The 25,247-nt window shown below is 50.8% G+C and carries 20 protein-coding genes and 1 riboswitch; of the genes, 14 read left to right on the top strand and 6 right to left on the bottom strand.

Features of this window, described 5'->3' with window-relative positions:
* Nucleotides 1–154 precede the first annotated feature (154 nt).
* Nucleotides 155–772, bottom strand: a complete 618-nt coding sequence (locus tag IO95_RS07380) for a TIGR04211 family SH3 domain-containing protein (RefSeq protein WP_023490362.1) — start codon at nt 770–772, stop codon at nt 155–157.
* Nucleotides 773–1,002: 230 nt separating this feature from the next.
* Here IO95_RS07380 and IO95_RS07375 point away from each other — a divergent pair, with 230 nt between their 5' ends.
* From IO95_RS07375 to yjeH, 4 genes are all read left to right on the top strand, one after another.
* Complete coding sequence (locus tag IO95_RS07375; RefSeq protein ID WP_023490360.1) at nt 1,003–2,298, top strand: inorganic triphosphatase; 1,296 nt, start codon at nt 1,003–1,005, stop codon at nt 2,296–2,298.
* A gap of 59 nt (nt 2,299–2,357) precedes the next feature.
* Entirely contained in the window at nt 2,358–5,195 is a 2,838-nt protein-coding gene (gene glnE, locus IO95_RS07370) for a bifunctional [glutamate--ammonia ligase]-adenylyl-L-tyrosine phosphorylase/[glutamate--ammonia-ligase] adenylyltransferase (RefSeq protein WP_023490359.1), read from the top strand.
* A gap of 145 nt (nt 5,196–5,340) precedes the next feature.
* Nucleotides 5,341–6,774: a bifunctional D-glycero-beta-D-manno-heptose-7-phosphate kinase/D-glycero-beta-D-manno-heptose 1-phosphate adenylyltransferase HldE gene (gene hldE / locus IO95_RS07365; protein WP_023490358.1), complete on the top strand. Its 1,434-nt coding sequence runs from the start codon at nt 5,341–5,343 to the stop codon at nt 6,772–6,774.
* Nucleotides 6,775–6,834: 60 nt separating this feature from the next.
* On the top strand, nt 6,835–8,088 hold the full coding sequence (gene yjeH / locus IO95_RS07360) for an L-methionine/branched-chain amino acid transporter (protein ID WP_023490357.1): 1,254 nt from the start codon (nt 6,835–6,837) through the stop codon (nt 8,086–8,088).
* Between the two features lie 159 nt (nt 8,089–8,247).
* Here the strand turns inward: yjeH and IO95_RS07355 are convergent, their stop codons facing one another.
* Nucleotides 8,248–8,520, bottom strand: coding sequence for an accessory factor UbiK family protein (locus IO95_RS07355; protein WP_023490356.1), 273 nt, complete (start codon nt 8,518–8,520; stop codon nt 8,248–8,250).
* Between the two features lie 129 nt (nt 8,521–8,649).
* A riboswitch (FMN riboswitch) is annotated at nt 8,650–8,811 on the top strand.
* A gap of 111 nt (nt 8,812–8,922) precedes the next feature.
* On the opposite strand from IO95_RS07355, the gene ribB reads away from it, so the two are divergent.
* The 4 genes from ribB to IO95_RS07335 all read left to right on the top strand — a co-directional run bounded on the left by ribB (nt 8,923) and on the right by IO95_RS07335 (nt 13,389).
* Nucleotides 8,923–9,579, top strand: a complete 657-nt coding sequence (gene ribB, locus IO95_RS07350; protein ID WP_023490354.1) for a 3,4-dihydroxy-2-butanone-4-phosphate synthase — start codon at nt 8,923–8,925, stop codon at nt 9,577–9,579.
* A 237-nt stretch (nt 9,580–9,816) separates the two neighbouring features.
* Complete coding sequence (ygiD, locus tag IO95_RS07345) at nt 9,817–10,599, top strand: 4,5-DOPA dioxygenase extradiol (protein ID WP_023490352.1); 783 nt, start codon at nt 9,817–9,819, stop codon at nt 10,597–10,599.
* A gap of 271 nt (nt 10,600–10,870) precedes the next feature.
* A complete protein-coding gene (gene zigA / locus IO95_RS07340) occupies nt 10,871–12,094 on the top strand; it encodes a zinc metallochaperone GTPase ZigA (protein WP_037384632.1) in 1,224 nt (407 codons plus the stop codon).
* Between the two features lie 281 nt (nt 12,095–12,375).
* Complete coding sequence (locus tag IO95_RS07335; RefSeq protein ID WP_037384629.1) at nt 12,376–13,389, top strand: nickel/cobalt transporter; 1,014 nt, start codon at nt 12,376–12,378, stop codon at nt 13,387–13,389.
* Nucleotides 13,390–13,782: 393 nt separating this feature from the next.
* Here the strand turns inward: IO95_RS07335 and IO95_RS07330 are convergent, their stop codons facing one another.
* Both IO95_RS07330 and IO95_RS07325 read right to left on the bottom strand, forming a co-directional pair.
* Nucleotides 13,783–14,943, bottom strand: coding sequence for a glutathionylspermidine synthase family protein (locus tag IO95_RS07330; RefSeq protein WP_023492421.1), 1,161 nt, complete (start codon nt 14,941–14,943; stop codon nt 13,783–13,785).
* A gap of 3 nt (nt 14,944–14,946) precedes the next feature.
* Nucleotides 14,947–15,606, bottom strand: coding sequence for a DUF1190 family protein (locus IO95_RS07325; RefSeq protein WP_023492423.1), 660 nt, complete (start codon nt 15,604–15,606; stop codon nt 14,947–14,949).
* A gap of 343 nt (nt 15,607–15,949) precedes the next feature.
* Between IO95_RS07325 and IO95_RS07320 the strand changes: the two genes are divergently transcribed.
* From IO95_RS07320 to dhaM, 4 genes are all read left to right on the top strand, one after another.
* Nucleotides 15,950–17,050, top strand: a complete 1,101-nt coding sequence (locus tag IO95_RS07320) for a glycerol dehydrogenase (RefSeq protein ID WP_023489694.1) — start codon at nt 15,950–15,952, stop codon at nt 17,048–17,050.
* Nucleotides 17,051–17,184: 134 nt separating this feature from the next.
* The gene (gene dhaK, locus IO95_RS07315; protein ID WP_037384675.1) at nt 17,185–18,252 is read left to right on the top strand and encodes a dihydroxyacetone kinase subunit DhaK; all 1,068 of its coding nucleotides are present in this window, start codon (nt 17,185–17,187) and stop codon (nt 18,250–18,252) included.
* An 11-nt stretch (nt 18,253–18,263) separates the two neighbouring features.
* Nucleotides 18,264–18,902, top strand: a complete 639-nt coding sequence (gene dhaL / locus IO95_RS07310) for a dihydroxyacetone kinase subunit DhaL (protein WP_023489696.1) — start codon at nt 18,264–18,266, stop codon at nt 18,900–18,902.
* Nucleotides 18,899–20,329 (top strand): dihydroxyacetone kinase phosphoryl donor subunit DhaM, encoded by a 1,431-nt coding sequence (gene dhaM / locus IO95_RS07305; protein ID WP_023489697.1) that lies wholly within the window; start codon nt 18,899–18,901, stop codon nt 20,327–20,329. Before dhaL ends, dhaM begins: the two co-directional genes overlap by 4 nt.
* Here the strand turns inward: dhaM and dhaR are convergent.
* Both dhaR and tolC read right to left on the bottom strand, forming a co-directional pair.
* Nucleotides 20,326–22,275 carry a dihydroxyacetone kinase operon transcriptional regulator DhaR gene (gene dhaR / locus IO95_RS07300; protein ID WP_023489698.1) on the bottom strand — a complete coding sequence of 650 codons (1,950 nt, stop codon included), beginning with the start codon at nt 22,273–22,275 and terminating at the stop codon, nt 20,326–20,328. The genes dhaM and dhaR overlap by 4 nt on opposite strands.
* A gap of 142 nt (nt 22,276–22,417) precedes the next feature.
* Nucleotides 22,418–23,845 carry an outer membrane channel protein TolC gene (gene tolC, locus IO95_RS07295; RefSeq protein WP_023489699.1) on the bottom strand — a complete coding sequence of 476 codons (1,428 nt, stop codon included), beginning with the start codon at nt 23,843–23,845 and terminating at the stop codon, nt 22,418–22,420.
* 341 nt (nt 23,846–24,186) lie between these two features.
* Between tolC and nudF the strand changes: the two genes are divergently transcribed.
* Together nudF and IO95_RS07285 are read left to right on the top strand one after the other, a co-directional pair.
* Nucleotides 24,187–24,819, top strand: a complete 633-nt coding sequence (gene nudF / locus IO95_RS07290; RefSeq protein ID WP_023490684.1) for an ADP-ribose diphosphatase — start codon at nt 24,187–24,189, stop codon at nt 24,817–24,819.
* The gene (locus tag IO95_RS07285) at nt 24,820–25,245 is read left to right on the top strand and encodes a DUF1249 family protein (RefSeq protein WP_023490683.1); all 426 of its coding nucleotides are present in this window, start codon (nt 24,820–24,822) and stop codon (nt 25,243–25,245) included.
* Nucleotides 25,246–25,247 lie beyond the last annotated feature (2 nt).

Below are 25,247 nucleotides of genomic sequence, written 5' to 3'. Positions count from 1 at the left end.
AATATTGTGGGTACAGCGGTTATCAGGGCAAACCGACCGATGGGCTGTTGGCAACATCGGTCATTAGTATGCCCATGGTCGGTTTTGGCTCGGGTATCTTGAGCTTAAGAACCTGGTCAACAACCACAGATATTTGAACCGTAGGTAACGGTTATTAGTTCATCCAGCGGCTGTTTTTACGGCGTGGCACCAGGCGAGGCAGCAGTAGGCCAATCAGTAACCCCATACCCGCGACGCCACCACCGTACATAAACCACTGCAGAATAATGGTCCGTTGTTTGTCGTCAAGCTGCAGGTTAACCGCATCTACCTTTTTCTGCGCTACAATCAACTGATTCTTTAGATTCTGGTTTTCTTGGCGCAAACTATTGATGGTGCTGTCGCTGGTGGCGACTTTCTGCTGCATGTCGGCGGTACGTTGGTTCCAGCTGTTATCAATGTTGGCTAATTTATCGGTCAGGTCTTTCACCTGCTGTTCTAACAGTGGTACTTGCGTGCGCAGGCTGGGTGTTTGACTTAGTTGACTTAGTGGGATCCAGACCGTGCGCCCTTTGGCATCACGGATCTGCCCGTAACTGTTACTGTCATTGACGTTCAATAGCGTGACTTCTTCGCCGGCATTAAGTGTGCCGACAACACGAAATTGGTTACCTGGGCCGCTAAGGACATAGGTGTTTAATTCATCGGAGATATAGCGTTTATCTTCGGCATGTGCGCACCAAGTGATGCTAAAACTGAATATGGTAAGTCCAATCAGGCGTAATTTCGGCATAGTTTGATCGTTTCTGTGTGGATTTATGGAAAGATAGTAGAGTGTTAAATCTGAAGGTGCAACGGCAAAACCGGAATGAAAGCTATCTTTCCCGGGGAGATCTCATCCTCAGCTTGATTCAAGTTGCAGAATACCCGCAAACTTGCGGATGATTTGACAGGGTAAGCAGAGCGGAATGTGAGTGGTTGGTGTCTTTATATAACTGGCATGATTTAGAGTATAAAAACAAAATGAGTGTTGAAATAGAACTGAAGTTTATTGTTTCCCCCACTGCGGTCGATACGCTTTTCGAGCGATTTGCGGCCTGGCCTAATGAGCATGTGGCACCGCAGCAGCTAACCAATATTTATTATGAAACTGCCGATAACTTTATGCGCAACCATGATATGGGTTTGCGTATTCGTGGTTGTGATGGCAAATACGAGATGACCCTTAAAACCGCCGGTTCGGTGATTGGGGGGCTGCATCAGCGGCCAGAATATAATGTTGCCATCGCTAAACCCACGCTGGGCTTGAAAAAATTCCCTGCGGATATCTGGCCAGAGGGTTGCAAGTTGCTGCCGTTGCAAAAGGCGTTGCAGCCGCTGTTTCGCACTGATTTTGTGCGTGAGAAGTGGGTGGTTACTTACGGTAACAGCGAGGTCGAGATTGGCTTTGACCAAGGCGAAGTGCGTGCAGGTGAAGACAGTGAAGCCATATGCGAACTGGAGCTGGAGCTGAAAAGTGGCGAAACGGCGGATTTACTGGCTTTGGCGGCAAAATTGGCTGAACAAGGTGGTTTGCGGCAGGGGAGCCTGAGCAAGGCCGCTCGCGGTTACCACTTGGCGCAAGGTAATGTACCCCGTGAGCGGCAGCCGCTAAAGGTACTGAAACTGGCGGCCAAATCCACCGTGGAACAGGGAATGGTGGCTGCCTGTGAGCAGGCGCTGAGTCATTGGCAATATCATGAAGAGCTCTGGTTACGTGGTGACCAACAGGCCCGTCACGGGGTGATAGAGGCGATAGCGTTGATTCGCCAGGCGCTGGTGTTGTTTGGTGGTCTGGTGCCTCGTAAAGCCAGTACGGATTTACGCGCCTGTTTGACGGCACTGGAGCCGTTGCTGGAGGCAAAAACCACCGAGCCTCAGGTGTTGTGTTACAGCCCAGAGTACCTGCAAGGTAAGTTGGTACTTACGTCGTGGTTAGTGACCGCTGCATGGCGACCCTTTATTGATAGTAAAGCACAGGTCAAGCTGGGCGGTTCCTTCAAACGTTTCTGCGATATTATGTTGGCGCGCTGTGTGGCGGAGTTGAAAGCGGCTTTCGCGCAGAAACTGAGCGAAGATGATTACCAAGAGCAATTGCCACGTTTGACCCGGCAGGTACTGTCGTTGCTATTACTGTCTGGCGCTTATCCTGATAGCGAAACTGAACCCTATATTGCGGGTTGGCGTGAGTTGCAATCTGCTGTCGCCGAGAATCGCCAGGGCTGGTATGAATCTTGTCGTAAACAGGCGCTTTCCCATGCGTCGTTTTGGTTAAGTTAAAGGGTGTATACCCAAGTTTATTAATCATGGCTGGCAGGCCACAGCACAGGTCCATCACTATGTTGCCACTCTCTGCTGCATTACAGCGCCAGGCACAGAATATTGTGCAGCGTTTTCAGGAAACGTTGGGTGCCGAAATGGTGCTCAGTAACACCGAACAGGCTGTTCTGGTGTCGAGCGATTTTGTCAGTGACATGTTGCTTCATCACCCAGAATGGTTAGAGACGCTGCGCAAGCAACCGCCAGTGGCGGATGAGTGGCAGCATTATGCCGCCTGGTTGCAGGACACACTTGAAGACGTGCGTGACGAAGGGCAGTTAATGCAGGTATTGCGCCTGTTCCGCCGTGAAAGCCTAGTGCGCATTGCCTGGGCGCAGGCCCTACAGTTGTGTTCAACGCAAGATACACTGCAGCAGTTGAGCGCCTTGGCGGAAACGCTGATCGTCAGCGCCCGTGACTGGCTATATCAAACCTGTTGTTGCGAGTGGGGGACTCCTTGTAATGCCCAGGGCGAACCTCAGCCATTGCTGATCCTGGGGATGGGCAAGCTGGGCGGTGGGGAACTGAATTTTTCTTCTGATATCGATCTGATTTTCGCCTATCCGGAAAATGGTCACACTCAGGGCGGGCGGCGTGAGTTGGATAATGCCCAGTTCTTTACCCGTTTGGGGCAACGGGTGATCAAGGTGCTGGATCAGCAAACTATTGATGGTTTTGTCTATCGTGTCGACATGCGCCTGCGGCCCTTTGGTGATAGCGGCCCCTTGGTGATGAGCTTTGCCGCGCTGGAGGATTATTACCAGGAGCAGGGGCGGGATTGGGAACGTTATGCCATGGTGAAGGCGCGGTTGATGGGCGGGGCGGAAGACCCTTACAGTCAGGAACTGCGTAACCTGTTGCGGCCTTTTGTGTTCCGTCGCTATATCGATTTCAGTGTGATCCAGTCGCTGCGTAATATGAAGAGCATGATCGCCCGTGAAGTGCGGCGGCGGGGGTTGAAAGACAATATCAAGCTGGGTGCCGGCGGTATTCGCGAAATTGAGTTTATTACTCAGGTATTCCAATTGATCCGCGGTGGGCGTGAGCCGGATTTACAAGGGAGTTCGCTGTTACCCACGTTGCAAGCCGTGGGGGCGTTAGGGCTGCTGGCTGAGCAACAGGTTGCTTCACTCAGTGAGAGCTATCTATTGCTGCGGCGCTTGGAGAACCTGCTGCAGGCGATTGGTGATCAACAAACGCAAACCTTGCCGCAGGATGAGCTGGATCAGGCTCGCTTGGCTTGGGGGATGGGGCAAGCGGATTGGCAAGCGCTGGTCACCCTGCTGGATAACCATATGCAGCAAGTTCGAGCAGTGTTTGATGAGCTGATTGGTGACGACAGCCCGGATGTGGGTGAAGATCCCAACTATCAGCATTTCCATAGCCTATGGCAGGATGCGCTGGATGAGAATGAACTGGCCCCTTTGACGCCCCATCTGAATCCAGAGTCGCGCAAGCAGATGCTGCATACCATTGCCAGCTTCCGTCATGATGTAGACAAGCGGACTATCGGTCCACGTGGGCGAGATGTGTTGGATCAATTGATGCCACGCCTATTGGCTGAAGTGTGCCCACGTCATGATGTGACCACGGTGTTGGTGCGCTTGAGTCAATTACTGCTGAGCATTGTTACTCGCACCACCTATCTTGAGCTGCTGATGGAAAACCATGCGGCCCTTAGCCACCTGATTCGTCTTTGTGCGGCATCACCGATGGTCACCAGCCAATTGGCACGCTATCCGCTACTGCTGGATGAGTTGCTGGATACCTCCACGCTGTATCAACCGGTGGCTCCAGGGGCGTATTGCAGTGAATTGCGCCAATACCGCCTGCGGGTCCCGGAAGATGATGAAGAGCAGCAGTTAGAAGCATTGCGCCAGTTCAAGCAGGCGCAGCAATTGCGTATTGCCGCCGCAGATATTGCTGAAGTTCTGCCAGTGATGAAAGTGAGTGATCACTTAACCTATCTGGCAGAAGCCATCATTGATACGGTGGTGCAGCAGGCCTGGATGGATATGTCTGCCCGTTACGGTCAACCCACCCATTTACATGAGCGTGAGGGGCGCGGGTTCGCGGTTATCGGCTACGGTAAGCTGGGGGGCTGGGAATTGGGCTACAGCTCAGATCTCGATCTGGTCTTTCTGTTGGATTGCCCACCGGAAGTGATGACTGACGGCGAACGTTGTATTGATGGTCGCCAGTTTTATCTGCGCTTAGCACAACGAATCATGCATCTGTTCAGCACCCGTACCTCTTCCGGTATTCTCTACGAGGTGGATGCCCGCCTGCGCCCTTCCGGTGCGGCGGGGATGCTGGTGAGCACGATAGAGGCGTTTGCTGACTACCAGCGTAATGAGGCTTGGACATGGGAACATCAGGCGTTGGTGCGGGCGCGTATTGTCTATGGCGACCCGGCATTGCATCGGCAATTTGACCACATCCGCCACGAGATTCTGTGTAAACCGCGTGAGGTCACCAAACTACAACAAGAAGTGCGGGAAATGCGGGAAAAGATGCGCCACCATTTAGGGAGTAAGCAGCGTGATCTATTCGATATCAAAGCCGATGAAGGTGGCATCACCGATATTGAATTTATCGCCCAATACCTGGTGTTGCGTTACGCCCGGGGGGAACCGCGTTTAACGCGTTGGTCGGATAATGTGCGGATCTTTGAGCTGATGGCCAATTATAACATCATGCCGGAACAGGAGGCGCAGGCGTTAACCATGGCCTATGTCACTATGCGTGATGAAATTCACCACCTGGCACTGCAAGAACAGTCCAGTAAAGTCAGTCAGACGTTGTTTGCGGCTGAGCGTGAGCAGGTGTGTGCCAGTTGGCGTAAATGGTTGGGGTAATTTGTCGTCAGTTTTTACGGCTACTTCGGCTTTTATGTTAATATTCGCCAAATTTTTTTTGTACTCATCATATGGCTAGCGGCAGTGAGCGAAGGGCTTCCTGCCGCTTGAATCATGAGAAATATCACTTGTTGGGAGTTATTGGATGAAAGTGACACTGCCAGATTTTCACCGTGCCAGTGTATTGGTGGTGGGTGACGTCATGTTGGATCGCTATTGGCACGGGCCGACCAGCCGTATTTCACCGGAAGCGCCGGTGCCGGTAGTCAAGGTTGAGGCTATCGAGGAGCGTCCAGGTGGTGCAGCGAACGTGGCGATGAATATCGCTTCGCTGGGTGCCAACTCTCGTCTGGTCGGGTTGACGGGGATTGATGACGCCGCACGAGCCCTGAATACCAAACTCAGTGAAGTGAATGTGCGCTGTGATTTTGTGTCGGTGTCCACCCATCCTACGATTACCAAGTTACGGGTACTTTCCCGTAATCAACAGTTGATTCGCCTCGACTTTGAAGAAGGCTTCTCTAACGTTGATCAACAGCCGATCTTTGATCGCATTCAGCACGCATTGCCGCAAATTGGTGCGCTAGTCTTATCGGATTACGCCAAAGGGGCGTTGAGCCAGGTACAAGGGATGATCCAGTTGGCGCGTGCTGCCAAGGTACCGGTATTAATTGACCCTAAAGGCTCCGATTTTGAACGTTATCGCGGGGCCACCTTATTGACGCCAAACCTGTCTGAGTTTGAAGCGGTAGTGGGTCATTGCAAGAGTGAAGCCGAATTGGTTGAGCGGGGCATCAAGCTGGTGGCGGATTATGAGTTGTCAGCGTTGTTAATTACCCGTTCAGAACAAGGGATGACCCTGTTACAACAGGGGCAGGCTCCGCTGCATTTGCCTACCCTGGCGCAAGAAGTGTTCGACGTGACCGGCGCCGGTGATACGGTTATCGGTGTGTTGGCCGCGGCGCTGGCCGCCGGCAATACCTTGGAAGATGCCTGTTTCCTGGCTAATGCCGCCGCTGGTGTGGTGGTCGGTAAATTGGGTACCTCCACCGTTTCCCCTATTGAGCTGGAAAATGCCATTCGTGGCCGGGCAAAAACCGGTTTTGGTGTCATGAGCGAAGCTGAACTGAAAAAGACCGTGGCACAGGCGCGCCAACGGGGTGAGAAAGTGGTGATGACCAATGGCATTTTCGATATTCTCCACGCCGGCCATGTCTCTTACCTGGCAAACGCCCGTAAATTGGGTGATCGCCTGATTGTTGCAGTGAATAGTGACGCGTCCACTAAACGCCTGAAAGGGGAAACCCGGCCAATTAACCCGCTGGAAAACCGCATGGTGGTGTTAGCTGCGCTGGAAGCTGTCGATTGGGTGGTGTCGTTTGAAGAAGATACTCCGCAGCGTCTTATCGCCGATATTTTGCCTGATCTGCTGGTCAAAGGTGGCGATTATCAACCGCATGAAATTGCCGGTAGTGTTGAAGTCTGGGCTAATGGTGGTGAGGTCAAAGTACTAAACTTTGAGAATGGGTTATCAACGACCAATATCATTAAAGCCATCAAGGACCGCTCCAGCAACTAAGGGCCATTAACTCGGCTACAATTTGTTTGTATGGTGGTTGGGTTTACAAGGCGGTGTACAGTGAGCGGACTAAAGCAAGAACTCAGTTTGTTACAAGGCGTGGGGCTGTTGTCCACTTCACTGTTGGGTACCGGGGTCTTTGCTGTGCCCGCCTTGGCTGCACTGGTGGCGGGAAGTGACAGCCTGTGGGCCTGGCCAATATTGTTGATATTGGTCTTTCCGATTGCCATTGCTTTTGCCGCATTGGGGCGCCATTTTCCCAGTGCCGGAGGGGCTGCGCACTTTGTTGGCCTGGCGTTTGGCCCGCGAATGGCCAAAGTCACCGCCTGGCTATTTCTTTCCGTGATCCCGGTGGGGTTGCCTGCGGCCTTGCAGATTGCGGTGGGTTTCTGGCAAGCGGCATTTGGTTGGGGCTCTAATCAATTACTGTTGGTTGAAATTGCCACACTGGTGGTGATTTGGTTACTGGGCCTACGTAGTGCTGGTTCCAGCGCGAATATTCAGACGTTGATCGCTCTTTTGGTGATCGCATTGGTGGTGGCGATCTGGCTGCAAGGGGGGATCACCCCAGCACAGATCGCTTGGCCAGCTATCCACGATATCTCTTCAACTAATATGTTCCACGCACTTGCCGTGATGTTCTGGTGCTTTGTCGGGCTGGAGGCTTTTGCTCATCTGGCGACAGAATTTCGTAACCCGGAACGGGATTTTCCCCGGGCGTTGCTGGTGGGGTTGACGGTCGCGGGGGCGGTCTATTGGGGCTGTACTGTCGCGGTGTTGCATTTCCATGCATATAGTGAGGATCAGGCAGCGGCGGCTTCACTGCCAGGCATTGTGGTGCAGCTCTTTGGCGAACATGCGTTATGGGTTGCCTGCATCATCGGTTATCTGGCTTGCTTTGCCAGCGTGAATATTTATACCCAGAGTTTTGCCCGGCTGGTGTGGTCACAAGCACAACAGAGACCCGCGAGCCCGTTAGCTAAACTCTCCGCTGGGCAGGTTCCCGTTAATGCACTGAATGCGGTGGCAGTCAGTTGCCTGAGCTTTACCTTGCTGATTCATACCCTGGAATTGCCGTTGGATATGTTGTTGGTCTATGCCAATGGGATTTTTGTGCTGATTTATCTGCTGTGTATGCTGGCGGGCTGGCGGATATTACAGGGGCGCTCCCGGCTGATGGCGATTGTCGGCTCGTTACTGTGCTTGCTGTTGCTGGTGATTATTGGCTGGGAAAGCCTGTATGCACTGGGAATGTTCGCGGTCATCTGGCTGGTGATGCCGCGTAAACTGCCAGCGGTAGTCCGCAAGCAATAAGCAAAAGCCACATTTATTGCGAACCGACAGTTATTGCGAACCGACAGTTATTGCGAACCGACAGTTATTGCGTACCCACATTTATTTATTGCGCACCACATTATTGCGAACCCACCTAGAGGGGCTCGCACCTGATAATGATGGCGGAGAAATCCGCTATTACTCTTCGGGTTTGGTGGTTACTGCGCTGTGGCGTTGGTTTTCCAACTCAGCTAGGCGCTGTTCCAGCAGCGCCAGTTTTTCACGGGTGCGCAGTAATACTTGGGTCTGAATATCAAACTCTTCGCGACTGACTAAATCCAGGCGGGTCAGTTGTGCTTGCAATACCTGGCGGACTTTTTTCTCAACGTCTTCCCCGAATTCACGGACGCCTTTAGGCAGCGATTCTTGTACTTGGCGTGCGATCTGTTCAATTTTTTTCGGGTCAATCATGGTGGTGTTTCCCTTTCTGATATTGGGTGGCTACCGTCTAGTGTAATGCGTGTTGCTTGCCAGATAAACTATTAACCTCTTGCGATGAACCCAGTTGAAAGAGACAGGGGATAGGTTTATAGTTTGTGGGCTTATTCTCAGGGCGGGGTGCAAGTCCCCACCGGCGGTAAATCATCTTTTACGGTGAAAGCCCGCGAGCGCTCAGCCTGTCTCTTTGGAGTGGGTTAGAGGTCAGCAGATCCGGTGTAATTCCGGGGCCGACGGTAATAGTCCGGATGGGAGAGAGTAACGACACCTGCCGGGCCGAAGCCCGCTTGCGTTATTTTTTCGGCTATTGTGATGGCCACTCCTCAAGATCGCCCTGATTCTGGTAATCCATAATATTAATGAGGTTTTTTTACCATGAATCAGACTCTACTTTCAGATTTCGGTACGCCGTTAGAACGCGTTGAACATGCTCTGGAGGCACTGCGTAGTGGACGTGGTGTGATGGTGCTTGATGATGAGAATCGTGAAAACGAAGGTGACATGATTTTCGCCGCAGAAACCATGACCGTTGAGCAGATGGCGCTGACCATTCGCCATTGTAGCGGTATTGTGTGCCTCTGTATCCCCGAAGAGCGTCGTCAGCAGCTTGAATTGCCGATGATGGTCAGCAATAACTCCAGCCAATTCCAGACGGCGTTCACCGTGACCATTGAAGCGGCACAAGGTGTCACCACCGGTGTTTCTGCGGCTGATCGCCTGACCACTATCCGTGCGGCGATTGCTGATAATGCCAAACCCAGTGATTTGCATCGCCCTGGTCATGTTTTCCCACTACGTGCGCAACCCGGTGGCGTATTGAGCCGCCGAGGCCATACCGAAGCAACGGTTGACCTGGTTTCCCTGGCAGGGTTTAAACCTGCAGGTGTGCTGTGTGAATTGACCAATGATGACGGCAGCATGGCACGTGCCCCTGAAGTGATCACCTTTGCCAAGCAACATGACATGGTGGTGTTGACCATCGAAGATCTGGTGGCTTACCGTCAGGCACAGGAAAAAAAGTCAGTTAATTGACTGATGTATACCCAAGTTCAATGAAGTTGCAGGACAAAACGCCGTGCGTTTTGAACACCGCTGCAGCGCCATTGGTGACGGTATAGATAAAAAAGCCGCGTTGCGGCTTTTTTATTGGTTAAATACAGTAATTCAAATTTATTGAAAATCTTTATCATACTTATCTGACTTTTTTAACCGCATGAAGAGCGTAATGTCATCAGCAGACGAATTATTATTCTAAGCTGAGGGTAATTTATGACCACTTCTCGTATGCCCGCTCTTTTTCTTGGCCACGGTAGCCCGATGAACGTGTTGGAAGAAAACCGTTATACGCAGGCATGGCGTGCGCTGGGTGAACAATTGCCAAGGCCCAGGGCGATTGTGGCTATTTCTGCTCACTGGTGCCTGCAAATGACCGCAGTCACTGCAATGGCTCAGCCGAAAACCATCCACGATTTTGGTGGTTTTCCTCAGGCATTGTTTGATATCCAATATCCGGCACCCGGCTCGCCTGAACTGGCGGCAGAACTGCAACGTTTACTGGCCCCGGTTAAGGTTATCGCCGATAGCAGCGAGTGGGGGCTTGATCATGGTAGCTGGGGAGTTTTAATCAAGATGTATCCACAAGCGGATATTCCGGTGGTGCAATTGAGTATTGATGGGACCCAGCCAGCAGAATATCACTATCAACTAGGCCGTAAGCTGTCAGCCCTTCGTGATCAAGGAGTGATGCTGGTGGCCAGTGGCAATGTGGTACATAACCTGCGTATGCTGAAATGGCAGCAAGATATCAGCCCCTATCCATGGGCGGAGTCTTTTAACCAATATGTCCGTGACCATCTTGATTATCAGGGTGAACATCATCCGTTGGTGAATTATCACCAGCATGAAGGGGCGATGTTGTCGAACCCAACGCCAGAACATTACCTGCCACTGTTGTACATCCTAGGGAGTTGGGATGGCAATGAAGCGATGTCGATCCCGGTTGATGGGATCGAAATGGGGGCCCTCAGCATGCTGTCGGTACAGGTAGGTTGATCAACAACTCCCCGGCTTTGCGGTCAGGTACTGTCTAGCCTGGTAATCCTCCACAGACCGCGCTTATTAAAGCCAACTCTTCCCGCATGACTACACAGGTTCAATGGTAACGATCAAATTGGCAATTGATATTGTTATGTTATAACGTAATAATATCAAAATGACCTTCAAATGTTTGTGCGGGATTACCGTCAACGAGCCCCGTAACGGAATTGGCGGGGTAAACACGATTAACGGATTATTGATGAAAGTATTGGGAGAACAGTGAGCAATGTCAGAGGTTTCACTAGGGATTACAAAAGATAGCCGATTACCTGTCACCGTGTTATCTGGCTTCTTGGGCGCAGGAAAGACCACGTTGCTCAATCATATCTTAAATAACCGTGAAGGCAGGCGTATTGCTGTTATCGTTAACGATATGTCAGAAGTCAACATTGATGCTTCTTTGGTTAGAGATGGCGGCGCAGCACTTTCCCGAACAGATGAAAAGTTAGTAGAGATGAGTAATGGCTGCATCTGCTGCACATTACGTGAAGATCTGCTACTGGAAGTCAATCAACTGGCCAAAGAGGGGCGTTTTGACCAGTTAGTGATCGAATCGACCGGGATTTCTGAACCTTTACCAATCGCTGAAACCTTTACCTTTGCTGGCGATGATGGAGAGAGCCTGTCACATATTGCCAGGCTGGATACCATGGTAACAGTTGTCGATGCTTGGAATTTTCTAAACGACTATGAATCTGAAGATAGTATTCAGTCACGTGGTGAATCTTTAGGTGAAGAAGACGAACGTAGCGTTGTAGATCTGCTTATTGAGCAAATTGAGTTCTGTGACGTGCTTATTCTCAATAAAATCGACCTGATAGATAAGGATCAAAAAGAGAAACTCGTTGCTATTATCCGTTCCCTTAACCCCGTGGCAAAAATCATCAACGCACAATATGGTGCTGTTTCGCTAGAGCAGGTACTTAATACCGGTTTGTTTGATTTTGAGAGAGCAGCTCAGGCTCCTGGTTGGCTGAAAGAATTACGGGGAGAGCATCTTCCTGAAACTGATGAATACGGTATCTCCAGTTTTACATTCCGGGCTCGTCGGCCTTTTCACCCTGCACGCTTCTGGCAAATCATGGAAAATGAGTTGACCGGTGTCATCAGATCTAAAGGCTATTATTGGCTTGCAAGTCGTCGGGAATATGTTGGAACATGGTCGCAGGCGGGCGGTGTGGCACATCAGGGGTTAGGTGGAATGTGGTGGGTAAACGTTCCGCAAGCGGAGTGGCCGACAGATACGGAATCTCTCGATTTTATCGCATCGCATTGGATTGATGATGTAGGGGATGCCCGCCAAGAGCTGGTTTTTATCGGGATAGATATGGATGAAAATGTATTACGCAGCCAACTTGATGCAGCGCTACTCACTGAGCAGGAAATGGCGGAAGGGCCCGAGAAGTGGCTCACCTACCCAGATCCTGTTTCCCCGTGGTTCGAAGAGTGATATCGCAGGTTCAGTCTTATTAAATATCAATCTTATATACTTAATTAACTTGAAAACGCTTGATCAAGTCTATTATTAGGGGAAGCCTGTTGAAGGGGGCGTAGCGGTGCCAGCCGCCGACAAATTTGCCAAGAGCAAATTTGAACGGCATTCAGTCGGCCCGTAGGGTGGGATACAGGGATGTATCCCATCATAGCCCCTTAGTGGGTGGTCCTGCTTGGGCCGAATAACGCGGCATATACGGGTGTCGCCCGGTGCACACAACTTGAGTCTGATAAGCCATGAGAACACAATCAGTCAATATCACTCTGACGGGTATGATTAGCATCGGAGTCATAGGGTTACTGCTTACTTCATCGCTTTTTGTATTCGTTCGTTATTGGGCGGATTTTGTTCAGTTCTGCATTAATACCCAGATTTATATGCACCGCTCGCTGGTAAGTTACCTCCTGCAACTACGTGCGCATCAATACAATGGGGGAGTCATGTTAGTCTTGGGGAGTTTTGCCTATGGATTTCTCCATTCTATCGGGCCGGGGCATGGTAAATTTGTAATTACCACATATCTGTCCACTCATCGACAACAGTTGCCTCGCAGTCTTTTGGTGACCCTACTCGGCAGTCTGTTGCAAGGGTTGACGGCTATTCTGTTCGTTTTGATATTGGCGATTATCTTAAATTTTTCAATGGGTGACCTTAGCCTCAGTCGCTATTGGGTAGAGAAAGGGAGTGCCGTGCTTATCGCCTGTTTTGGTCTGATATTATTGCTGCGTGCCAGTGGATTTCGCCTAGATAAATCATTTATAACCAGACCACTGACGATCCGTACATTACAGCGATCATCCGTATTACCCTCTGCCGTTGCCCCACCAGCACATAGTCACGATGAAACGTGCGGTTGTGGACATCGGCATTTACCTAACGCCAATGAACTGGCGGGTGATTGGCGCCATACCCTTTGGGTCATTGCCGCTATAGGTGTCCGCCCTTGTAGTGGTGCGATCATGCTCCTGGTTTTTGCGAATGCAATGGGCATATTTACTTGGGGGGTTATTTCCGCCATGAGTATGGCGTTGGGTACCGCGCTATCAATCATGATTCTGGCAACCCTTGTGCACCATCTGCGGGAGCGTTTTATTAATACCAGTAGCACAGTTTTTAATGTTTATTTTCCGCAGGTTGCTCGAGTGATCATGATGCTCGGTGGGATCATATTAATGTTGTTTGCGTTAGTTTTATTCAACTCAGTGATTCCAGTCAGCTTAAATGGTGACTTTATTTCTGCAGGTTGTTAAGTGTGCATTTGAGAGGGGAAACTTGCATGTTGTCTATACTCGTCATACTTCAAGCTGCCTGGGTGTTAGCTGCACTCTGTCACCCCAGTCACATAGTCAGCTATGCTCCTGGGGACTCCATCGCTGGCTGCCTACACGCAACTTGAATTATTTAGTGTATACAATCTGGACCCGCCGAAAATGGGCGGTTTATCAGGGCATTATTTTATGCTTGCTATAATCGCCGCCACATTGCCGCACCAGTTATATATTCGCTGTACCAGTTATATAGTGGACAATGCTCCTGGTGGCAGTGAACCTCATTTATGAGGCTACCCCTTACGGGCTAACGCAAGTGTTGTTCAAAACGCTTGGCGTTTTGAACAACAACTCGAATTATTTAAAGGATAGTCATCAACCAAGAATAATATGCGGATAAAAACGCGACAGATCCTGAGTGATCAATTCACGGTCTTCACGCAGACCAATACCACAAGGTTGATCATTCACCAGCCAACTACCGATCAGCGTATAGCTGCCTTCAAACTGCGGTAGTGGACAGAATTGCTGCACAATCATGCCTTCTTCGCCATAAGGCCCATCAACACGCACCACTTCCTGGCCATTTTTCACGATCTGGATATTGGCTCCTTCACGGGAAAACAACGGCTTGGTGACGTAGTGTTCCATCGGTGGATGATCATCTTCGGCGAAATAAGCAGGCAACAGATTCGGGTGGTCGGGGAACATCTCCCACAACAGCGGTAAGAGTGCTTTGTTGGAAATAATGCTCTTCCAGGCGGGTTCTAACCAGCGTACACCGGCATCTTCCAGCTTGGTAGAAAACATTTCCCGCAGCATAAACTCCCAAGGGTAGAGTTTGAACAGGTTACTGATCACTTGGTCTTGCTGGTCAGTAAACTGGCCTTTCTCACCCAGACCAATCTCCTCCATAAACAGGAATTCGGTCGGTAGCCCGGCTTCTAAAGCACAGTCCTGCAGATATTGCACTGTGCCGCGATCTTCCTCGCTGTCTTGGCAGCAGGCCAGATGCAATAGGCTAAAGCCATGGTGGACTTGCAGATCGGCAAAACGCTCAATCAGTTTTTCTTGCAGACTGTTGTATTGGTCGGATTGCGGGTCCAACTTACCGGCATTGATTTGGTCTTCCAACCATAACCATTGGAAAAAGGCCGACTCATACAGCGAGGTTGGCGTATCGGCGTTGTTCTCCAGCAGTTTGGGTGGGTTGACCCCATCATAAGCCAGGTCCAGCCGCGAATAGAGTGATGGCTGATGGGTACGCCAAGAGTTGCGCACGAAATCCCAGGTATGCTTTGGAATACGGAATTTGGTCATCAGCTCATCGCTGTTGACCACTTTTTCCACCACTTTCAGGCACATCTGGTGCAGTTCGGCAGTGGCCTCTTCAATCTCTTCGATTTGCGCCAGGGTGAACTGATAATAAGCATCTTCACACCAGTAGGGCTCGCCATACATGGTGTGGAAGTTGAAACCAAATTCAGTAGCTCTTTCCCGCCAGTCGGGGCGTTCGGTAATTGCAATGCGTTTCATGCATTAACCGCCCATGCTGCGTGAGCTCGAAGAGCTAGCGCTACTGCTGCGCTGCATACTGGTTTGTTTGGCAACGGTTTCACCAAAGCCACCACGGGTGATGGTGTTGGTTACTGCAGGTTTGGGGGCCATGGCGGTTTTCGGCACCGTCATGGTACGGCCACCCGCGGTTGCCGCACCATAATTCTTGCCGCTGGCATCAACGAACTTGCCATTTGCCGGGCTGGCGGCATTTTTAGAGGTAAAGAGCGGTTGTTGGGCATAACCGCCACCCATCATACGGCCCATCATATAGCCAGCCATCAGTGGCATCCAGAAGCTGCCGCTGCTTTGTGATTGTGCTGCCATGCCTGCCTGAGCCGGAGCCTGAGTACATTGCGACTCACCAAATTCGGCAACGCAATCTTCACGGTTGGCATATTTTGGGGCGGTTTTCTCTGCTTCTTTCAGGGCATTATTGTAGGCGGTGGTACATTGTTCACTCATTGATGGATTCGCGTGGGAACAATCGTCAGCGTTTTGGTATAAAGAGACGGTTTCATCCGCTTGTTCGCAGCCAGCCAACATAAAGACTGCGCTGATTGCCAAAGCTACCGGTGCAACACGGTAGTTGCGCCAGGATTTGCGGAAGGTTTCTTGGTTGATTTGTTTTGTCCGTTTCATGGTTGTTATCCCGTCATTCAGGCGGTATTCGCCGTTACTCAGTTATTGTCCGTAAGGATAGGGGAAATACGTTCACAATTAAAGCTGAAATGGTCTCTTTACGCAGTTATACGTTGGTGTGTGCGCCAGTTCGCTTTATGGGTAAAAATAACATTTTAATGTTACATAATGGAACATTTTTAGGCGTAGAGTGTTCCATTACGTAACGTTTTTTACTGCTATTCGCCGGACCGTATGCAGGACGTATAGTCGGGAATACACCAAGATGCAGGTATTGAAATGCATCTGCTTTAAGCCGATACCTGAACATTACAATCGTTAACTTTCCTTCAAGGAGTCAGTTATGTTGAGAATCATTCAATCACCAAGCAAATACATTCAAGGTCCAAATGCCTCAGCCTCTGTTGGTGAATATGCTAAATCACTTGCCGATAATTACTTTGTGATTGCCGACGATTTCGTGATGAAACTGGTCGGTGAGACCGTTCTGGGCAGTCTGCAGCAACAAGGGGTGAAAAATCACGCCTGTGTTTTCAATGGTGAATGTAGCCATAAAGAAATCAAGCGTTTGGGCGAAGAGTTACAGAAGCATGGCTGCAAAGGCGTGATTGGCATCGGTGGGGGTAAAACCCTGGATACTGCCAAGGCGGTTGCCTACTTCCAACATTTGCCAGTGGTATTGATGCCTACCATTGCATCAACCGATGCACCGACCAGTGCTTTGTCGGTGATCTACACCGATTCGGGTGAGTTCGAAGAGTATCTGATCTACCCAGCCAACCCCAATATGGTGGTGATGGACAGTGCCATTATTGCTAAAGCACCGGTTCGTCTGCTGGTAGCGGGGATGGGGGATGCACTTTCGACTTATTTTGAAGCCAAAGCGTGTTTAGATTCCCAGGCCACCAGTATGGCAGGGGGGAAATCGACTCTGGCAGCACTTAACCTGGCCCGTCTTTGCTATGACACCTTGCTGGCCGAGGGCGTTAAAGCCAAGTTAGCGGCAGAATCGGGTGTGGTTACCGAAGCCGTAGAACGCGTTATTGAAGCCAATACCTACCTGAGTGGGATTGGTTTTGAAAGTAGTGGTTTGGCCGCTGCACACGCCATCCATAACGGTTTCACCGTGCTGGAAGAGTGTCACCACCTGTATCACGGTGAGAAAGTGGCATTCGGTACCCTGTCTCAGTTGGTATTGCAAAACAGCTCCATGGAGCAGATTGAAACCGTGATGGATTTCTGCCAGCAGGTAGGGTTGCCGATCACACTGGCTCAAATGGGCGTCAAGGGTGAGCTGAAAGAGAAGATCAGCAAAGTGGCAGAGGCGAGTTGCGCCAAAGGTGAAACCATTCACAACATGCCATTCACCGTAACACCAGATATGGTGCTGGCCGCTATTTTGACTGCCGATAAGCTGGGTACCGCCTGGCTCCAGGGGGAGTAATCCCTAACAGCCATCAATTGATGGGTCAGGGATGAAACAACGCCCAAGGATTGGGCAAGTCATGACCCCTACAGTTTGCATGACAATAGCGGGCGTACTTCTGGGACTTGCTGTTGCCAATCGAGGAATGAATGGTGAAAAAACTTATCAATAAAGTTGAGTCAGTACTTGACGAACAGTTACTGGGGATAGCAGAAGCACATCCAGAACTGGTCGTCCATCAGGAGCCGTTATTTGTCACCCGCAAAGCAGGCCCGACCATGGGGAAAGTGGCGATTCTCTCTGGTGGTGGCAGTGGTCATGAGCCAATGCACTGCGGTTTTGTCGGTGAAGGGATGCTTGATGGCGCTTGCCCTGGGGAGATTTTTACCTCACCTACGCCTGACAAAATGTATGACTGTGGTCTGGCGATTGATGGTGGTGCCGGCGTATTGCTCATCATCAAGAACTATACCGGTGATGTATTGAATTTTGAGACCGCGACCGAATTGCTGCATGACAGCGGTGTTGCGGTAGCCACCGTGCTGGTTGATGACGATGTGGCAGTTAAAGATAGTCTGTTTACCGCTGGGCGGCGTGGTGTAGCCAACACGGTGCTGATGGAAAAACTGCTCGGTGCTGCGGCAGTCAGAGGGGATGACCTGGATGCGATAGTGGCGCTGGGCCACAAAATCAACAATCAAGGGCACTCTCTTGGGGTTGCGTTAGGTGCGTGCACTGTGCCAGCAGCCGGTAAGCCATCGTTTATTTTAGCGGATAATGAGATGGAGTTCGGTGTCGGCATCCATGGTGAACCGGGCATCGAACGGCGCTTGTTCACTTCCCTTGATAATACCGTGGATGAAATGTTCCATACCCTGATTGAGCATGGTCCTTATCAGCGCACGGTCCGTGTTTGGGATCGTCAAGCCGGTGAATGGCTTGATCAGCAGCAGAGTAAGCGTGCACTGACCCGAGGTGACCGAGTCATTGCCCTGGTGAACAACCTGGGGGCAACGCCGGTTTCCGAGCTGTACGGTGTCTATCATCGCCTGGTTGAACGCTGTGCGGAAGCCGGGATCACCATCGAACGTAATCTGATTGGCTCGTACTGTACTTCGCTGGATATGCAGGGTGTTTCCATCACCTTACTGCAAGTGGATGATGAGTTGTTGTCACTATGGGATGCGCCGGTGAAAACCCCTGCGCTGTGCTGGGGCTGAGGAGCAGAAAGATGACGTTAAGCAAACAACAGGTTGTCGAGTGGTTGATGCAGTGCGGTGAAGTGTTTACCCGTGAGCGTGATTTTCTGACCCAGTTGGATACCGATATCGGTGATGGCGACCATGGCCTGAACATGAACCGTGGTTTTAACAAGGTGGTAGAGAAACTGCCTTCTGTGGCGGACAAGGATATCGGCTTTATTCTCAAGAATACCGGTATGACGCTGCTTTCCAGTGTCGGGGGCGCCAGTGGCCCGCTGTTTGGTACCTTCTTTATCCGTGCTGCTCAAGAGGCTAATGCCAAGCAGAGTCTGGATCTGGCGGAATTGAAGCAGATGATCCAGGAAGGGGCTGAAGGGGTCATGATGCGTGGTAAAGCCGAACCGGGCGATAAAACCATGTGTGATGTCTGGGGGCCGGTGGTAGAGAGCCTGAACCAGTCACTAGAACAGCAGTTGAGTCTGCCACAAGCGTTGCAACAAGCTGCAGTACGTGCCGAACAAGCAGCACAAGCCACCATCACCATGCAGGCCCGTAAAGGGCGTGCTAGCTATCTTGGGGAGCGTAGTATTGGCCACCAGGATCCGGGTGCGACTTCCGCCATGTTGATGATGCAAACATTGGCTGAAGTCGTGGGGGCTGCTGGATGATTAATATTGTTGTGGTTTCGCACAGTGCTCGGTTGGCTCAAGGTATTGAGCAGCTTGCCCGTCAGATGATGAACAGCGAGGGGTGTAAACTGGCACTGGCGGCGGGGGTTGATGATGAAGAACACCCGATCGGTACCGATGCGATTAAGGTGATGGAAGCGATCGAATCGGTGTCTGATGCGGCCGGGATCGTTGTGCTGATGGATCTTGGCAGTGCGCTATTGAGTGCTGAAACCGCACTGGAACTGCTTGATCCAGAATTGTCTGCACGAGTGACATTGTGCTCAGCCCCTTTGGTTGAAGGGACTTTGGCTGCCGTTGTGGCGGCCAATGCCGGCGGTAACCTGGAACAGGTGCTGGCGGAAGCGCAGGGTGCGTTACAGGGTAAACAGGCACAACTGGGTGAACAGCCCGTTGCCAGCAAACCGATAAGTCTGCCATTGAATCAGGGTAAGAGCCTGAGTTGGCAGGTGCAGAATCCACATGGGTTACATGCCCGCCCTGCCGCTCGCTTGGCAGAGGCATTAGCGCCCTTTGATGCTGAACTGGTGCTGGAAAAACAGGGGCAGTGTGCCAACCCACGTAGCCTGAATCAACTGGCGATGTTACAGGTTCGTCATGGTGATACTATCCGTCTGATTGCTGATGGTAACCAGGCAGATGAAGCCCTGGCTGCTTTCAAAGTATTGGCGGAACAGCATTTCGGTGAAACGGTTTCCGAGCAACAGCAGCCTTCGTTGCATGGTATTCCGGTGGCGGAAAGTGTGATCAGCGGTCCGATATTCCAAAACCGCAGTTTTTGGCCTCAAGTCGAGTCGCGCAAGATAGGTGTTGATGACGTGCTCAATGAGCAACAGCGTCTGCGTACTGCACTGCAGCACACGCTCAATGACCTTGACCAACTGGCGGATCATGCGGCTCAGCTTATCGGTAGCACACAGGCGGCGATCTTTGCCGCGCACAGTATGTTACTTGATGATCCTGACCTGCAGCAGGCAGCCTATAACCGTATTGCCGAACAGCTATGTACCGCTGAACAGGCATGGCAACAGGAGCTGGAGCAGGTAGCCGCTGATTACCGGGCATTGGATGATGACTATTTGCGGGCACGTGAACTGGACGTGCGTGATGTCTTGCGCCGTAGCTTATGCCACCTGCAACAGCAGCCGATTCAAGCGATCACACTCAGTGAGCCTTCGATTCTGGTGACGGATGAATTGATGCCTTCAGAGGTGGTGATGCTGGAACGTCGCCGGGTACTGGGTATTTGCCTGAGTGGCGGTAGTGCGTTGTCTCATGCGGCTATTTTGGCTAAAACCATGGGGATACCGATGGTTGTTGGCGTAGAAGAGTGCATGAACAAAACCCACAGCGGCCAGAAGGCAATGTTGGATGCAGCGCGTGGAACATTACAGCTGAGTCATTAAGCACGCTGTTTGAACTGGCGGATATCAATTTGCAGTTGTTTGATTTTCCGCCAGAGAGTGGTGCGGCTGATCCCCAGTAGCTGCGCCATCTCATTGAGTTGCCCATGGCTGACATTCGCCACACGGATAATAGCCTGCCGTTCCATTTCTGCCAGCGTCAACAAGGGCATGACGGGTTGCGTATCACTTTCCAGTAAGGGTTGTTGACTGAGTAAGTGAGAGGGTAAATCCGCCAGTTGAATATGATGATTGTGGCAAATCATGGCCGCACGCTCTATCACCCCTTTCAGTTCTAAATCGTTCCCTGGCCACAGATACAATCCTAATTGAGTCATCACTTCATCATCCACCCGAAAGCGGCATTGAAAGTGTTGTTCCAACGCACGTAGATGGTGGAGTACCAGCAATGGAATGTCACTAAGGCGCTGACGTAGTGGCGGGATTTGAATTTCGAATGCCTGCAGACTATAGAACAGTTGGCGGCGGAAACGATTCTGTTGCACCAAGACTGGCAGATTAGCAGCGCTGGCGGCAATCACCCGGACATTCACCGGGATCACGTGACTGGAATTCATACGCATGACCACGCCGGTTTTTAAAATCTGTAACAGGGCGGATTGCATCGTCAGCGGCAGATATTCGATCTGCTCAAGATACAGCGTACCCCCGTTGGCCAGTTCAAATTTGCTGAGCTGACCCGCTTCCTCTTCACTAGCATCACTACCCAGCAGTTCTTTTAGCCCTTGTTCTTCTGGCAGTAACTGGCAATTCAGCGCGATATAGGGCCCAGCCGCCCTGTCGCTGGCGTTATGAATAGATTGACTCACCAGCTCTTTACCTACGCCTTCTTCACCACACAGCAAAATAGGGTGATGGCCTTTAGCCGCTTGCTGACCATAGCGGATCAAGCGGCGCATCTCTTGTGTACCTGAAGGCATCTGTTCGAAGGTGTGACTCACCCGGCTGATTTGGCTACTGACATATTGATGCAGCCGCTCAAACGGATGTAACAGAGCAATAAAGCTGCAATGTTCCCCATCAGGGATCGGTTTAAGCGTTAATAAGGTGGCGATAAACTGCCCCTGATTCTCGAAGGTGACTTCAACATGTTGCAATGCCTGGCGTTGAGCAATAGCCCGGTTCAGCAACGCAGGCAAGGTCAGCAACTGAGAGAGTGGTTTACCCTGGCTTTGCTGTTCATGCAGTTTCAGCATAGTGGCGGCACGGTGGTTGATGTATTGCAGATAACCACGGTGATCCCAAGCCATAACGCCATCGTCAACGCTATCGAGCAATCCATTGAGCTGATTCAGATGGCGGTTGGATTCAGCCAGCAAACTATCGGCGCTCAGGGCGTTACCAATCTCTCTGGCAATGGCCAGGATCAGTGAGAGGTCGCTGGCACTAGAGTCAGCCAGTTGGCAACCGAGTGCCAACGTACCGCGCTGCCGACCATTGTTATCATAAACCGGGGCGGCGCAAAATGACCAATTGTGCAATGCCTGGCGGACATGCTCACTCCCGTAAACTTGTATTGGGTGACCTTCTGATACTGCCAGTGCAGGGGCATTGGTGCCAATATCCCCTTCCGTCCAGTATGCGCCAGCAGTAAAACCCAGTTCGAGCAGTTGTTCACGGGTGGTGTCATCGCCACATTGCCAGAGTGTACAATTGCTCTCATCGAGGATCATCAGCACACAATGACGCTGCTCCATATATTCCCAAGCATCTTCTAATGCTGCCTGACCGAGGGTGATGAAGTCGTCTTTACGCTGGAAGATGGAATTGAAAGTGGTCCCCAACGCACAGTGAGGCGCTCTCCAGACCGTGGGTTGCATCAGAGTACGGCAACGTAACCAGGAAGCATAAATGGCCGGTGAGGGTTGATCTGCTAGTGTTAGGGTACCTTCGGCGATCAGGCGTTGCCAGCGAGAAGCGTTCTCCATCAGTTCTTATCCAGCCTTGAAATCATCGGAGGAGAATAATAACACTGAATAGTAGAATGAGGGCAGCAACGTATTAAGCAAAAAGGGCTAAGCAAAAAGTACAAAACGGAGCTAGCCAAGGCTAGCCCCGTGATGGAGGTGATCAGCGGGTTGGCGCGGTGGTGCGGCTGTTTTCTGGTCTGGTGGTGGTGGCACCAGCGGCATAGGCATCTTGCTCAGCCGTTGAGGGTGCGACCGCCTCTGGCGAGGTTGAGATCGGTTTGCCCAAAGCTCCGTTCAACATCATCAGATCATTTTCATTCAAGGTGCCCTGGGCCAATTGAATTCTCAACTGATTGGTCAGATAGTCGTAGCGTGCCTTGGAAAGCTGTTGCTTGGCGTTATACAGCGCTGTAGTGGCATTCAACACGTCAACAATCGTCCGTGTTCCCACCTCATAACCGGCCTCTGTTGCATCCAATGAGCTCTGGGCAGAGACTTCTACCTGCTTATAGGCACTGATACTACTGATGGATGCAGAAATATTGTTGAAAGAGGAACGAACCGTTTGTATCACACTGCGGTGCGCACTTTCCAACTGCTCACTGGCCCCGACAAAATTGTACTGCGCCTGTTGTACTTGGGCGTTGGTTATCCCACCGTTATAGATTGGCACGCTGAGATTAACCCCAATCTTGTTCTGACCAATATCTGAGTCAGGTGTGTAGTTTTGCGAACCACCAGTTCGGGTATTGGTGATCCCACTGGAGGCGGTTAAATCAACGGTTGGCATATAGCCTGTCTGTGCCGCTTTAATCTGTTCGCGCGCCAAATCCTGGCTCAGACGGGCAGATAATAGATTCAGGTTACGGTTTTCAGCCTGTTTCAACAGATTGTTGACGGCATCTGGGCGCTTGGTGGTGAACTTGCCCGTATCCAGTGAAGAGAGTTCCGCGTAATAGGTGCCGGTGATTTGGCGTAATGCTTCTAATGCGTTATCAAGATTGTTACGTGCGGTGACTTCTTGGGCCAGAACGGTATCGTAGTTGGCACGGGCGTCTTGCACATCGGTAATTGCCACCAAGCCGACGTTAAAACGTTGGGTAGTTTGATCCAGTGTCCGGTAAACCGCCAATTTATTCGCCCGAGTAAAAGAGAGCGAATCAATGGCTTGTAGCACGTCAAAATAGGCTGTCGCCGTATTGAGTATCAACTGTTGGGCTGAGGTTTGGTAGGCGACATCAGTAATCCCGGCGCTTTTTTCCTGAATTGTCAGGGCACGCCATTTAGACATGTCAAACAGGGTCTGAGTGAGCGCCAATGATCCGCCGGTGGTATTACTGTTGGTATTGCTGGCATCACGAAAACCGCTGTTATGCGTATACCCGGCGGTGAGTCCCAGTTGCGGCAGCAAGGGGCTGCGTGAAATATTGATACCTTCATAGGCAGCATCACGATCGGCGGCGCTTTTACGCAGGTCCGGGTTACTTTCCCTGGCCTGTTTGTAAACTTGTAGCAGGTTTTCTGCTGAACTCATGGTACTAAAGCCGCTCAGGCTCAGGCCGATAATAAAGGGGAGCAGTTTTTTCATTTGCATTCCTTGTTGTGCAGCAATATGGCGATCTCAAATAACAGGTGAACTCTCATGAGTTTGTTGTAGAACTGCTACTTGTATCAGTTCGAGATACGTTAGTGCTGACGATAGACGAATAGTTGCCAATTCTAGCAGAGACTGTAGTTTACTTAATGTGACTTAATGTGCCATCTGACAGAACTTTTACTTTTCTCGCTGCCAGGTTAACTGACACTTGGCTGTTTGCATCGGTATCATCTGCATATCATGGTTCACAATCTAGCATAAAGTAGGGCAGGATAGCCCTACTGTTTCTGTTACCAACATAGCTTAGCATCATTGCACAGGAGAATTGGCACATGAACCGTTCACAACCTTCCCCCGTTACTCTCGGTAAGAAAGAGGTAGAAATTATTGCACGAGAGACGCTATACCGAGGTTTTTTTTCCCTTAATTTATATCGGTTTCGCCATCGCCTGTTCAATGGTGAAATGAGTGGTGAGGTAACACGCGAAATTTTAGAGCGTGGTCATGCGGCAGTCTTGTTACCTTATGATCCGGTAAGAGACGAGGTGGTGTTGATTGAACAGATACGTATCGCCGCCATTGAGACGTCTGAAACTCCATGGCTACTGGAAATGGTGGCCGGTATCATTGAAGCCGGGGAAAGTGTTGAAGAGGTTTGCCGCCGTGAAGCGTTAGAAGAGGCGGGTGTGGTGGTTGGGCGCTGCAAACCGGTATTGAATTATCTGGCAAGCCCAGGGGGGACCAGTGAGCGTTTGTCGATTATGGTCGGCGAAGTGGATGCCCTAATGGCTGAAGGGATCCACGGGTTGCCTGAAGAGAATGAAGATATTCGCGTTCATGTGGTCAGCCGTGAGCAAGCTTACCGTTGGGTTGAAGAAGGGGTGATTGATAATGCGGCCTCAGTGATTGCATTGCAGTGGTTGGCATTACACCATCAACAGCTAAAAGCGGAATGGAACAACTAAATGCAAAAGCGCTATACCCCTGATTTTCCTGAAATGATGAGATTGTGCGCGATGAATTTCGCACAATTGCGGCGTTTGCTGCCACATAACGATGAAGTTGATGAAAGCGTTACTTATCAGGTTAATGGCGTTCACTACCGTTTGACTATTATGGAAAGTACACGTTATACCTCTTTAGTGCAGATTGAGCAGGTCCAGCCCGCAGTCAACAGTTGGAGCCTGCCGAGGATGACGGTTCGGCTATATTATGATGCAATGGTTGCGGAAGTGTGTTCCAGCCAGCAGATCTATCGGTTTAAAGCGAGTTATGATTATCCGAATAAAAAGTTACATCAACGTGATGAAAAGCATCAAATTAACCAGTTTCTTGCTGATTGGCTGCGTTACTGTTTAGCGCATGGAGAGATGACGGTTCAGGTTATTTAGTA

Source organism: Serratia sp. DD3 (assembly GCF_000496755.2).
The sequence above is the reverse complement of the archived record's forward strand: the minus strand, read 5'-3'. Positions and strand labels throughout refer to the sequence as shown.